This window comes from Paenibacillus spiritus, from assembly GCF_008710135.1.
In the GTDB taxonomy this organism is placed as follows: Bacteria; Bacillota; Bacilli; order Paenibacillales; family Paenibacillaceae; genus Paenibacillus_AQ; species Paenibacillus_AQ glufosinatiresistens.
Genome location: NZ_VYKK01000012.1, coordinates 91,853 through 105,422, shown reverse-complemented (window position 1 = coordinate 105,422; position 13,570 = coordinate 91,853). Strand labels below are relative to the sequence as shown.

Here is a 13,570-nt window from a genome sequence, read left to right as displayed (position 1 = left end):
CTCCCTTCATGAATACAAATATTCTCTTGCATCTTGTCCATTAATCAGCAGCCTGGATTCAATTTCGCCGCGTCCGCGGTGAATGTTCGCTCCGATTCGTTCCATGGAGTACACTATTCGAGCAAGATCGGCCAGTACGTCAGACGGGTCCTCATCGAAGAATAGCCGGGAATGAAAAACCAGCCCTTTCTTTATCGCCTGATAAGTGTTCAACATCTTATCCTTAACAGTTCCATTCTCCTCCAATTGAATTTGAGTCCGAATATGTGTCTGGGCAGCAATCAGATCATGCGTGGAGAACTCGCCTTTGCGGATTGCGTCGCGAAAATACGCCCGTACCTCCTGAGGCAGCTCCAGATTAGTGAGCTTCATAATCCCCTGACCGCGCAGGCCGCCTTCCGACTGCTTGCGTTCTAAATAATTGCTCATAAAATCCTGCGGTGTCCATGCATGCCTCAACTCCCACACGCTGATGCCAAAGAGCGTATCCATCGAGTCGAGAAGAGCATAGGCGCGACTCTTCCCCTCCTCCCCCATGGCGATATACTGCTGAAGCAGCCACAATCCTTGGCGTTTCAATCGCCCTTTCAGAGACTTGGCATGATAATAGACAAAGCCTTCCGAGTCGGCTAACGACCGATTCTGAACCAGATTTCGTTCCTTTTCTCCACTGCTGAACACCGTTTCGCTCAACAACAGAAGCTCAAGTACATATTCCGCGTCCGCATCATACCTTGACATCTGTGTCGACACTTCCCTTCCCCGCCGAGATGAACGCGATCGTCTCCAAGAGATCATTCAGCACATAACGGTATTCCTCATGTCCATGCCCTGTATCAGACTCTATACGAACTCCATACTTCCAGTTCCCGTCCGATAAAAATGTCTGTTCCACCAAGTCGGATAGAGCCTTGCCTGCCCCCGTCTGATCCAGCTTGAATAACAGACTGTAACTTTCCCAGCCTTCGTATAGATGTTTCTTGATCTTTTCCAGAAAAGAAGCGCTGATTTGCTCTCTCTCCAGCAGATTCCGCAGTCCATCCGCAAGGCTTCGAAAAGCGCGATAACTATACACTCCATCCACTGTCGGATGAAGTTGATCGACCCGCAAAGGTTTTATATGATAATGGCTATGCTCTCTGGACCGGCTTACCAGCTTCTCGTAAGGTTTCTGTGCGCTTACTTGACCCTGTACAATTTCCCAGTTCATAAAGGATGCAGCAATTGCCTCGCTACCCGCCAAGCGGTACAGCTCTTCTTTGGCTCGGCGGCAGAGCTTCTCTGCCCTTTGTACCGCATCAAAGAAAGGATAGGTTACTTTAACGATAGCCACTCCGGCACAGGCGGTAAGATCAAGCTGCTTATCCTCTAGCCCCTTCACTCCCTCCACAGCCTTACGCAACGCTTTCTTCGCTTCAGGAGATGGCGTCCGAATCCGTTCCAGAATAGCTGCCGTAATATCCAACGCATCCTCGGCATTAGTAACAAGGCAGACGTCGTCCCCCGACATCAGAACAGGTGTAATTTTTATGAGCTTCTGTTTAGAGGTGGCGTAAGCACAAAGCGCGTCAGCAACCGCTTCAACATAGATTTTCTCAATAGCTAAGCTGAACGCGCTCAAACTTTCGGGAGTCCGCAACTTGTTGAACAATTTGCCCATCTGGTTACCGTCCAGAGCAATAACGCCGATATAGCTCTTACGCTCATCCGAAGACTTATAGTCACTTAGCTCGACAGTAATTTCCACTTTCTCTTCTCCGCCGATTTTTTTCAGCCGATCTTTCAGACGCTTGTGGAGAACATTTCGCGCCCGATCCAAGCCGTCCTTAACTTGACGAGTATTTGTGCATAGAACAGGTTTACCGCTATCGTCAATTCGTTCAATTCCATAGCTCCACCGGCGAAACATCGGCTTGCGAGAATCCTTCAGTCTGTCCGCACGTTGGATTAACAATCTTCGGATCAGGCTCATATCCTCTTTGTTACATCCTTCAGGGATATCCTCTTCCGTAACCTTACTGATATAGAGCTCCAGTTGAGGATAGGCACTCAATACCTCAAGGGAATACCCTCTGACGAATTCTTTGGCTTGTTTGGCGCCAGTGAATTTCAGGATGCTGTTCCCGCCGCCCGAGTAAACCACCGAATACGCTCCGGTATAATACTCAGCAAGATAGGTTGCCAGGGTAACTTCTGAATAACTGTTGCCGATCTCATCATCTGTAGCAGTCGGCTCGGCGTCAGCGATACCCGGCAGCTCGGTAACAGACTTAATCACATAAGAATTGATCAGATTATCCCGAAGACGCTTGCTTCGAAAAATATACTCCTGCTTCCTGGATACATCGATGAATACGTAAGCGCTCATTCCGTTCTCCTCTCTCTTCCTTGTAATTCACAGCCACGACATTTACAGGAATGAATCTCCAGACTTGAGTCTTTTTTCCTCCTCACTCATTCTCCAACATGGTTCATATTTCCTTTTCATTTGATTGAATTCAACAATTATTAACAAAACACAGCCTGCCTTCGCGCCAAGAACGAAGACAGGCTGTAGTTTCAAATAGTTGGTCTACTGCTATTTAAATATGTATCTAAAGCTCAGGCTCTGCCTGATTCTGATCAGATACCGTTTCAGAAGTGCCTTCCCTTGCCTCTAAATAAATGAGCATTTTATTGAAGGCCTGGGCATAAGCAAGATGGGGGAACAGCATCGGATTGTTGAGCAAAATCAGCAGCTGGTTCAACTGCAGATTGAGCGTCAGCAAGGCATTCCCTTTGACTCGTAAATCTTTGAGCGTGTTTACTAGCTGAAGCCGGTCATTGAAGCGCAGTTCCGGATATTTCGTCTCAAGCTCCTCTTGCGAGTAGGCTTTATCCAGATGCTCTAGCTTCAACGGCTTCTCTGATACGTCCTTTGTGGATTTGCCCTGATTCAGAACTTCCCCCCACCAGCCCAACGTCATATCCTCGTGCGGGACATGCAGCACGAACCGATTATCCGGTTTCTTGGGTCCAAGAGATGATGACACACGCTTTTCTTCGATAATAAAATCAAACGAATTTCCAAGGTCCTTCACTGATTCCAGCTGGTTTTTCTCTTTTGCGCTTACTCTCAACGAGACTAGTACTCGAATCGGTCGTGTGCGGGTCTGGGAACGATTCGTCTCTCCCACTACATATCCTTGTACTATTCGAGCGATCCCTGAAGCCGTCGGTGTCAGTTTCTCTATGCTTCTACTCCATTTTTGCAGTTTGCTTGTTGTGTAGCTCTTGCTCTTGCATTCAATGACCATGACAACAGCTTCAATAGGAATAATTTTGAGCGTGTTATACCGAAAAACGTAGGGCGTGTAAGTCTCGTCATAGACGGCGATATCCACCTCATTGGAGGTGCGCCCTTGCGAATCTATAATAATTACTCCTTGAGCCAATTGATACTTAAGCGGAATGATGCTGCGAAAATAATCAAGCCACATCCCCTCCCGGTATCCGCCGGTCAGTCCGTGATGCTCCGTCGACAGTTCCATCTCCTCTACCATTCTGCGGTTGGAATAATCGTTGTTAAGGTAGATTCGCTTCAGAACATCAGGGTCCACTTCAAGGTTCACATCACTTTTTTTCGCTTTTGAATTTTTACGGCTTTTCGATGCCATAATTCCCCTCCGCTCATCACTAAAAGTTGTTCAAGCGTAATAAACCTCATATTTTCCCAAACCATGTGTCGCATTCTTGCCAGCATGCAACCATCTTCCCGCCTCAAGCAGTGGGATAAAAGGCGTTATGTTGCCTTCATACCTTGCCCAGCCCTCAACTCCGTTCAGCGACAGCTTGCGGTCATAGGTCATGGAATACCGCTCCAAATCCACAAATCGCCAGTCCTCCTCGGCAGTACGGACACGCTCCGCCTCCCCTAACATCGCTTCTTCGTCCCAATAGACGGGCTGCTGCGTGTAGGCCTGAGACAGTAAAGAGATGCGGCGAGCGATGGATTGAATCAGGTCACGGAAGGTGGGACGCCGGCATAGCTGTCGGCTTACCAATAAACGAAGCGGAGTATGGAAGCGGATGAGCACGCTGCTAGCAGGTCGACTGATATCCGGCAAATCACTCAGCTTCATTCTATCCGTCCAGGTATGCCCCCCGCTCCAGATCAATGATTGATGAACCGGGTCCATAATTTGAGTCAGGGAAAATCGCATTCGCTTTGCTCCCCAGCCGAACCGCTCCATATGACGAATACCGTCGAGGTAAAACTGTCCTTGTCCAGTAGCACTTCCAACTACTGCGAGCTCGAAGATCAGCGAATCGCCAATCTGCCAGCTTGTCTTATCCCGCGTCGGTACATAAAGTACCCATGGATTTACAGCGCCTCCCTCATTGCCTGGGGAATTAAAACTATGTGCATACGGACAATCTACGGCAAGTTCGCATAGATGACAGCGCAGTCCTGGACGGCTGCACACCAGCCCACGCATGGCATGTCCCAACACTCCTCGAAGAGTTGAACCCAAATATGGCGGCAGTTGACCCGCCTCGCGCGCAGTGAACAGCGCCCTGAAATGGAGAAATTGAAACTGATTGAGGGTAGCCAAGCTTTTCCTCCTCCAGAAATCTTTTAATTAATAACTTCTCTACTAGAGAATAATTTCCTTGTAAGGATATGTATTTGAAAGTCATTAGTTGTGAAAAAATGTGCAAATATGACGAAGCTATTCTATTACACGCACTCCATACGGAGTGCGACGAGGTGGCGAGGGCGCACGGCAGCGTATGCGTGTATTTCAATCTACGCACTCCATACGGAGTGCGACCAGCCGAGTTTACCAAGAGCACCAAGGATGCGAAATTTCAATCCACGCACTCCATACGGAGTGCGACAGGCAAGACTTTTAGGATTACCTAAAAATAATACTACATTTCAATCCACGCACTCCATACGGAGTGCGACTCTTCTACCCGAAGGGATTCCCACGGCGTATTGGATTTCAATCCACGCACTCCATACGGAGTGCGACGACCGGACCGCGCATACCAGGCATACGTATTACCGCCATTTCAATCCACGCACTCCATACGGAGTGCGACGTCTTGGGCACGTCCTTATACTGGGTCTTGCCCAATTTCAATCCACGCACTCCATACGGAGTGCGACGGCCGATATGATCCAAGCCAAATATTCCGGCAATGATTTCAATCCACGCACTCCATACGGAGTGCGACCCGCCAAGGTCACCTTCATTGATGCCCCAGCGCGATTTCAATCCACGCACTCCATACGGAGTGCGACTGGGTCATTCCGTCTTCTCCATCCTCTCAAAATAATTTCAATCCACGCACTCCATACGGAGTGCGACGCGCCGGAGAGCACCAAGCCCAATCAGCAGGCGATTTCAATCCACGCACTCCATACGGAGTGCGACTGATTACCCGCGTCAACAAGCAATCCGTCGGCGATTTCAATCCACGCACTTCATACGGAGTGCGACTTCCGTGCGAAAGCCTGAATTTGATCAATATGTAATTTCAATCCACGCACTCCATACGGAGTGCGACCAGCTTGCGGCAGTGCTGGCTAAAATCACGAAAACGATTTCAATCCACGCACTCCATACGGAGTGCGACCATCGTATTGATCTCAATCGCCATATTACTTGTCTATTTCAATCCACGCACTCCATACGGAGTGCGACGCTGGTAGACCTCCGAATCGGCTATGTGCCGCGATTTCAATCCACGCACTCCATACTGAGTGCGACAGCCGCTCGTCCACACCGGCCTGCACCGCTTCCCGATTTCAATCCACGCACTCCATACGGAGTGCGACAAGTCCTTCAGGCGCTCGAGCTGATCATCGGGCAAAATTTCAATCCACGCACTCCATACGGAGTGCGACAAAGAGCGCGTTGCGGCCTATGGAGACTGGCACAATTTCAATCCACGCACTCCATACGGAGTGCGACAAAAAGGGACTAGTTGATGATATCGGATTTCTTATTTCAATCCACGCACTCCATACGGAGTGCGACCGCGTCTCCGGCAAGGTGGAGTTTCACCACCGGCTATTTCAATCCACGCACTCCATACGGAGTGCGACATTTCTATAGCAGCTGCTAGCCTCAATTCCGTTATTTCAATCCACGCACTCCATACGGAGTGCGACGCGCCGATTATCAACCAAGGCAGACCGCCCGCTATATTTCAATCCACGCACTCCATACGGAGTGCGACTCCCGGCGATTGCTGCAAAATTTGCTCGAACATATTTCAATCCACGCACTCCATACGGAGTGCGACGTTCGCGCTGACGGCTCAGCAGCCGATTTGTCCATTTCAATCCACGCACTCCATACGGAGTGCGACCTGGACTATGCCGCCGACCAGCAGCGGGCGGCCCAGATTTCAATCCACGCACTCCATACGGAGTGCGACGGCGACTGGTACACGGTCGCCATCCCTTATGCGCTATTTCAATCCACGCACTCCATACGGAGTGCGACGAAATCAAACTGGTTCCTAAAAAAATCAGTAAAAGCATTTCAATCCACGCACTCCATACGGAGTGCGACCGAAACTCAAAGAAATTTATACAACTATCGTCAAAATTTCAATCCACGCACTCCATACGGAGTGCGACCCTTGACCTTTCATCTGGCGGGGACCTGACCTCCGGATTTCAATCCACGCACTCCATACGGAGTGCGACGCCTGGCGCTGGCTCATAGCAGGATTCCGGCGAAGATTTCAATCCACGCACTCCATACGGAGTGCGACCCTGGCGCTGGCTCATAGCAGGATTCCGGCGAAGATTTCAATCCACGCACTCCATACGGAGTGCGACACGAGCCGGATTTATCGGGAATATCAAAGGATGATATTTCAATCCACGCACTCCATACGGAGTGCGACAAAATAGCTTACATCAGTGTAAAATAGGGAGTAGATTTCAATCCACGCACTCCATACGGAGTGCGACTTCGAGCGGACCGATATGGGAGCGGGAAACGATTTTATTTCAATCCACGCACTCCATACGGAGTGCGACGGGCCATTAGCCGAGGCTATCCGCCACAGAGGATGCATTTCAATCCACGCACTCCATACGGAGTGCGACGCAAAATATCTTGCGGAGATGGTAACTTGGCATACATTTCAATCCACGCACTCCATACGGAGTGCGACGCACAGCACAAAGTGCTGGTCAAGAACATTAAACATTTCAATCCACGCACTCCATACGGAGTGCGACGAAGATCGCGCTGGCAAAGGCTTCCGAGGGGATGATTTCAATCCACGCACTCCATACGGAGTGCGACAGCGAAAAACCAGCCGATTGATCCCCGCGAAGCATCAATCCGGTGCTTTTCCTGCGACTATCATATCAAATAAATCTGTGTGCTCTATTGACAAATTAAAGAACAGCTCGGGTTCGACAGAATTCGTCGAATTTCGAGGTGCGAAGGACCCGGGAATTTCATGGGAGCTTGGGGTTCGCACCAAACGACGCTTGTGCTTTTAGAATCGCCGCAAACTCCGTGAAATCCGTCAAATGCTCTTCTAAAATCGCCTTAAGAATGTCCAACTGAACGGCCTGGTAATCGTGAACGGCAATATTACGGAAGCCAACCATCGCCTTAAGATTGCGAGCCAATTCCTCGGGAATCACTCCTTCTTGCAGCAGGATGTCAAAAGCTTCCCGGCTGGCCTGCGGCACACCCGTTCCAAGCTCCGCCACCGTATGCATCGCCAGATCGATGCAAGCTTCACAGCATCTTTGCAAGTTCAGGATGATAGAGTCCTGCTTCGTGTAATGGTGCAGATTCCGTTCGTCACCCGCGTACTCCTCATGGATTCGTTTCAGGCATCTGCGAATAACTTCGGTTTTGTTGAGCAGAATGTCTCGATTCATGTCCGTCCTTCCCTCATCCGGTTCTGGATGATCTCGCTTCTTTCTGCATTGAGCATGGCGTATTCCTTCAGGGATCGCATGAACAGCAGCTGACGCTTCAAAGCATCCGTCTCATAGAGCAAAATACCGCCGTCAATGATCTGTACGCGAAAGACCGGACTCGCCTGTTCAAAATCAACCAGATCTACTTCCCGCCCCACCACATCCGCGAGTGTTGCGGCAATTTGAAACCGTTCATAGGCCCCGGGCCGATGTCTGTGGGGGATATACGCCAAATCCAGATCGCTGTCCGGACGAAACGTCCCCTTGGCCGCCGAGCCGAAGAGCATGATGGATGCGGGAGCCACTGTCTCGTTGAGAATCCGTATGATGGCCTCGATCTGAGCAGGACTCAAGTTGACGGAACCCGGCGCTTCATGCTCGAGCTGGTTGATTCTTTTCATTAGATCCCTCCTTCGGCATCTGGTTATCGTCCGGCTGACTCCCGTGTATTACTCTGTACTGCCATCTTATAAAATAAAGCCGAATCACTTGTACCTTCGGTTTTAGATTCATCATATCACGATTCCATTTATGCCCTCTATATGTAGGGCAACCTGTCACGGAGGATGTGTTTCAAGGATGAATTTCAATCCACGCACTCCATACAAAGTGCGACTTTCTCGATTATAACATAAGGAGCGATGCCAGATATTTCAATCCACGCACTCCATACAGAGTGCGACCACAACTCCCCGCATCGCTCGGGGCTTCCGGTGATTTCAATCCACGCACTCCATACAGAGTGCGACGGCTTACCGTCATCATGGAATAGTTTTCGGGCATCATTTCAATCCACGCACTCCATACAGAGTGCGACGGATCATTCTGGAGGTCTCGGTTCCGCACCGCGTCATTTCAATCCATGCACTCCATACAGAGTGCGACGCGCCGCTACCGGACGAGCTTCCCGCTGCGTTTCCATTTCAATCCACGCACTCCATACAGAGTGCGACTCCGGAAACGATCATCTCACCGAATGCTGCAATATTTCAATCCACGCACTCCATACAGAGTGCGACGGATACTACGATCCGTGTCTCCCAGGGACTCAAAATTTCAATCCACGCACTCCATACAGAGTGCGACCTGGACACTGTACTGGACATTCAACTGGACAACTTTATATTTCAATCCACACACTCCATACAGAGTGCGACCGCATCCTGTCCGTTCGGAGCCTTAATATCGGCAAATTTCAATCCACGCACTCCATACAGAGTGCGACGTTTTCGGCACAGCTGCGCACGCTGAGGGCTCTGATTTCAATCCACGCACTCCACACAGAGTGCGACCGTCTCCCGCAGGTAGCTTGCCGCTTGGTCATCCGCATTTCAATCCACGCACTCCACACAGAGTGCGACTAGTCACTCACGGCCTCCACGGTCGCGCCACTCAAATTTCAATCCACGCACTCCACACAGAGTGCGACGCCGCCGTCTATCAGTGCGGATACGCCACGGACCCATTTCAATCCACGCACTCCATACAGAGTGCGACTGCAAAACTTCCGGGACGCGATGCAGCAACCACATTTCAATCCACGCACTCCATACAGAGTGCGACGGACCGTATGCACTCATTCGGAAAGTCGGCATCATTTCAATCCACGCACTCCATACAGAGTGCGACGCGCTCTACTTCCAGCGCCTGCGGGTTCGCGTGGATATTTCAATCCACGCACTCCATACAGAGTGCGACCTAACAGTCACATTGCGTCTTTCCATCTCCTCACATTTCAATCCACGCACTCCATACAGAGTGCGACCCGGTGATACCTTGCCGACCTTCTCGCTCTGGACATTTCAATCCACGCACTCCATACAGAGTGCGACTCCGGACTGTTCGCCCTAATTAAGGGCATCACGGGATTTCAATCCACGCACTCCATACAGAGTGCGACTGGGCTTGGAAAAAGTCAACGAAAACTATCGGAAATTTCAATCCACGCACTCCATACAGAGTGCGACGGTCTCCCGGCTCCGGCAACTCCTTAAAATCAGCATTTCAATCCACGCACTCCATACAGAGTGCGACTAGCATGCCCCAAAATATCTGCAACTCTTTGGATGATTTCAATCCACGCACTCCATACAGAGTGCGACCCGGCTACGAGGCCGTTTAAATATAGCTATTAACCATTTCAATCCACGCACTCCATACAGAGTGCGACCTCGTTCCAATCCAGACTCCCGGGCAGTGGCGAGATTTCAATCCACGCACTCCATACAGAGTGCGACAACCACCTCCGCGAAGCGAGAAGCGGCAACACCAAATTTCAATCCACGCACTCCATACAGAGTGCGACGATATGACTCAATCCTACATACCTAGCAGCCCGAACATTTCAATCCACGCACTCCATACAGAGTGCGACGGGAGATAAGATGTCCTTTAAATTGGACATGGGTATTTCAATCCACGCACTCCATACAGAGTGCGACCATCCACGCCAACCAAAAGCCGGTACCGCTGCTAATTTCAATCCACGCACTCCATACAGAGTGCGACGTCCAGCGTGTCCCATCGGCGCATAATCTCGTTATTTCAATCCACGCACTCCATACAGAGTGCGACCTGTGACTTGCGGCCGATCTCCCGGACTTGGCCGAGATTTCAATCCACGCACTCCATACAGAGTGCGACGCGCTCCAGTCTTCGGGGGACTTTCGCACAAAATCGATTTCAATCCACGCACTCCACACAGAGTGCGACAGCGAAAAACCAGCCGATTGATTCACCCGAAGCATCAATTCGGAGCTTTTTCTCCCCCTATCATATCAAACAAATCTGTGCGCCCGGTTGACAAATTAGAGAATAACTTGCAGTCGACAAAGTTCGGGCAAATCCGAGGTGCGAAGGACCCGGGGATTTCATGGGAGCTTGGGGTTCGCACCAGGCGAGCCTGGTTCGCCTGGTACGATTGAGAGAGGAGAGCAAGGCCCTTTGCAAGGGCCTGCCCCTCCATTCAGCGGCTCTCATACAACTCCGCACTCACCCCATCCAGCAAAGGGGTCCAGCCTCCGTCCATATACAGCAGCAGCCGGTGCATCGCGCGCGTGCAGGCTGTATAGAACAGCTTGCGCTCGCTCTCGCGCCCGTACACGGCCGGAGAAGCGTTGTAGATCAGCACGGCGTCGAACTCGATTCCTTTGGCGAGATAGGCGGGGATGACGACGGTCCCTTTCTCAAAAGCGAGCGTCTCCTTCGTCACGAGCCGCAGATCCTCCCTTCCTTCGTTCGCCAGGGCTTCCAGCGCCTCGCGGCTCTCGGCCGCGGTCTTGGTAATGACGGCGACCGAGCCGAAGCCGGCGGCTTCCAGCGCTGCCAGATCGGCTGCAATCGCGGCGTTCCGTTCTCCCGCGCCGGTCCGGCGCACCACACAGGGCTTGCCGCCGCTTCGGTCAAAGGGGATAATCCCTTCGCCGCCGGGAAGCAGCGCCCGGGTGAATTCTACAATCTCGCGCGTGGACCGGTAGCTCCGCAGCAGCTCGATGATGCGGGTGTCCGCCTCCCCGTAGAGACGGAGCAGCGGCGAATCCGCTTCGTTCAGGTTCGTCGATTGCGCGAAGATCGCCTGGCCGAAGTCGCCGAGGACGGTCATACGGGCGCGGGGGAACAGCCGGCGCAGGAACCGGTACTGAAACGCCGAGTAGTCCTGGCCTTCGTCCACGAAGAGATGACGAACTTCCGTGTTCGTCCGCACGCCTTCGACCAGCTCTTTCAGATAGAGAAACGGCGTCGCATCTTCATGGAACAGCCCGCCCTGCTCCAGCTTCTCCAGCGTCTGCGCGCAAATCTCCGGCCAATGCCCGGGAACCCCGGCCGCGCCGGTCAGGGTCCGATAAGACGTCTCTTCCGTGAAGATCCGGGCATACAGCCCCGCCGCATCCACGAAGGCCAGGCGTTTGACCTGACGGCGGAGCGGCTTGAATTTTGCATGAACGATCAGCTTGCGCAAAAGTTCTTCTTCCTGTTCCGCAAAATCAAACACTTCCGCCTCTCCCTGCTCGGTGCCCTCCAGCTCACCGTAGGCTTCCAGATACTCGGTTGTAAAATCAAACACCGGCCGGTCCCGCCGGTATTTGCGCAGCAGCTCGCCGGAGACGGCGTCATACTGGTCTTTGTCCAGATAGTCCAGCTCTTCTTCCACCCAGGACGCCTCCCGCTCCTTCCGCTCCAGCTGTCTGAGTCTACGCAGCAGCCACTCGCGAAGCAGCGCAATGCGGTTCGGAAGCCGGACCGACGCGTCCCCGGCGTAGAAGCGGGCGGCCATCTCATCCGCTCCGATCAGCACCCGGCCGTCCAGACGCAGATCGAGGAAGCACATGCCTTCGGCCGCTAGTCGGTCCGCATAACCCTGGAGCGCCTCCAGATAGGCCTCCGACGCTTTGTAGCGAATCCCCGCCAGACGCGCTTCGTGCCCCGGTTCTCCCACAGCGGTCAGAAGGTACTCCATCTGGTCGAACGGATCTTCCATCCGCCACTGCTTCCCGAGTCCGTATTCCAGATACTCCTGGAAGGTCGTCTGCTGCATATTCTCTTCTCCAAGCTCGGGAAGCACGGTCGAGACGTAGCTGTTGAACAGCGGGTTCGGCGAGAACAGGACAATCTGATCGGCCCGGAGCCGGTCCCGGTGCTTATAGAGCAGGTAGGCGATCCGCTGGAGCGCCGCCGAGGTCTTCCCGCTGCCCGCCGCGCCCTGGACCACCAGCAGCCGGCTGTGGTCGTCCCGGATTATGGCGTTCTGCTCCCGCTGGATCGTAGCGACAATGCTCCGCATCCGGTTGTCGGCGTCCTGCCCCAGCACTTGCTGCAGCAGCTCGTCGCCGATGGTGACGCCGGTATCAAAAACATCCAGCAGCCGCCCGTCCCGGATGCGATACTGCCGCTTCCGCTTCATGGTCCCTTCGATCCGCTCTCCGCCCGGTGTCTCATACGCGCAGGGGCCCGGCGAATAGTCGTAGTACATGCCGGCTACCGGCGTGCGCCAGTCATAGATCAGGAAGCTCATTTCGTCCGTGCCCAGAAGAGAAGCAACGCCGATATATATCGCCTCTTCGCCGCTCTGTCCTGCCTCCTGAACATCAATCCGTCCAAAATAAGGCGAGGGCGCCAGCCGCTTCAGGCTGTTCCACTGACGCCGCCGCAGCTGGTGGCTGCGCTCCCGTTCCGACAGCAGCGCTTCCTGCTGCCGGATGCTGTAGAACGTCTCTTCGAAATCTTCGGGCGTACTGGCATTCACCGTCACTTCTTCCCAGAACCGCTTGCGAAGCTCGGATGCCTGCTCGCGCAGGCCGCCGACCAAAGGCTCCAGTTCGCCGATTCGCTCCTGAAGAAGCGCCTCAACCCGCTTCAACCGGCGTTCCTCTTCCACCCATTCCTGTTCTTCAACCATCTTGCCATCACGCTCCCCTGCAATTTGGTAAGGCATGGCCGGGTCCATTTGACAATCGCGATCCACCGTGGTATGATTAAGTTGTAATTAAGATGGTCTTTCTTTGCCCGATTGAATAAAATGTACCCATAGCCTTCCCATGATAGCATGGGGGCGGGATTTCTGCAAGGAATCTTCAGCCCCTCTTGGGCGGCGCTGAAACCATAAACAAAGACCCCGGAAAC

At 52.5% G+C, this 13,570-nt stretch carries 7 protein-coding genes and 2 CRISPR repeat arrays; all 7 genes read right to left on the bottom strand.

Going from position 1 to position 13,570, the window contains the following annotated elements:
• Nucleotides 1–6: 6 nt before the first annotated feature.
• Complete coding sequence (locus tag F4V43_RS09560; protein ID WP_150458019.1) at nucleotides 7–741, bottom strand: hypothetical protein; 735 nt, start codon at nucleotides 739–741, stop codon at nucleotides 7–9.
• Entirely contained in the window at nucleotides 728–2,368 is a 1,641-nt protein-coding gene (locus F4V43_RS09555) for a Cas10/Cmr2 second palm domain-containing protein (protein ID WP_150458018.1), read from the bottom strand. Before F4V43_RS09555 ends, F4V43_RS09560 begins: the two co-directional genes overlap by 14 nt.
• A 226-nt stretch (nucleotides 2,369–2,594) precedes the next feature.
• Nucleotides 2,595–3,656, bottom strand: a complete 1,062-nt coding sequence (locus F4V43_RS09550; protein ID WP_191089540.1) for a DUF6602 domain-containing protein — start codon at nucleotides 3,654–3,656, stop codon at nucleotides 2,595–2,597.
• A gap of 30 nt (nucleotides 3,657–3,686) precedes the next feature.
• A complete protein-coding gene (gene cas6 / locus F4V43_RS09545; RefSeq protein WP_150458017.1) occupies nucleotides 3,687–4,595 on the bottom strand; it encodes a CRISPR system precrRNA processing endoribonuclease RAMP protein Cas6 in 909 nt (302 codons plus the stop codon).
• A gap of 119 nt (nucleotides 4,596–4,714) precedes the next feature.
• Nucleotides 4,715–7,316: a CRISPR direct-repeat array (repeat unit 33 nt; unit sequence ATTTCAATCCACGCACTCCATACGGAGTGCGAC).
• 158 nt (nucleotides 7,317–7,474) lie between these two features.
• The gene (gene hepT, locus F4V43_RS09540; RefSeq protein WP_150458016.1) at nucleotides 7,475–7,909 is read right to left on the bottom strand and encodes a type VII toxin-antitoxin system HepT family RNase toxin; all 435 of its coding nucleotides are present in this window, start codon (nucleotides 7,907–7,909) and stop codon (nucleotides 7,475–7,477) included.
• Nucleotides 7,906–8,352 carry a type VII toxin-antitoxin system MntA family adenylyltransferase antitoxin gene (mntA, locus tag F4V43_RS09535; protein ID WP_150458015.1) on the bottom strand — a complete coding sequence of 149 codons (447 nt, stop codon included), beginning with the start codon at nucleotides 8,350–8,352 and terminating at the stop codon, nucleotides 7,906–7,908. Before mntA ends, hepT begins: the two co-directional genes overlap by 4 nt.
• Before the next feature lie 181 nt (nucleotides 8,353–8,533).
• Nucleotides 8,534–10,663: direct repeats of the CRISPR family, unit length 33 nt.
• A 253-nt stretch (nucleotides 10,664–10,916) separates the two neighbouring features.
• Nucleotides 10,917–13,346 (bottom strand): RNA polymerase recycling motor HelD, encoded by a 2,430-nt coding sequence (gene helD, locus F4V43_RS09530; RefSeq protein WP_150458014.1) that lies wholly within the window; start codon nucleotides 13,344–13,346, stop codon nucleotides 10,917–10,919.
• Nucleotides 13,347–13,570: the final 224 nt, after the last annotated feature.

Excerpts from the sequence above, each read along its gene's own strand:
- F4V43_RS09560 (WP_150458019.1), bottom strand. The coding sequence starts at position 741 with ATGTCAAGGTATGATGCGGACGCGGAATATGTACTTGAGCTTCTGTTG.
- helD (WP_150458014.1), bottom strand. The coding sequence starts at position 13,346 with ATGGTTGAAGAACAGGAATGGGTGGAAGAGGAACGCCGGTTGAAGCGG.
- mntA (WP_150458015.1), bottom strand. The coding sequence starts at position 8,352 with ATGAAAAGAATCAACCAGCTCGAGCATGAAGCGCCGGGTTCCGTCAAC.
- F4V43_RS09555 (WP_150458018.1), bottom strand. The coding sequence starts at position 2,368 with ATGAGCGCTTACGTATTCATCGATGTATCCAGGAAGCAGGAGTATATT.
- hepT (WP_150458016.1), bottom strand. The coding sequence starts at position 7,909 with ATGAATCGAGACATTCTGCTCAACAAAACCGAAGTTATTCGCAGATGC.
- F4V43_RS09550 (WP_191089540.1), bottom strand. The coding sequence starts at position 3,656 with ATGGCATCGAAAAGCCGTAAAAATTCAAAAGCGAAAAAAAGTGATGTG.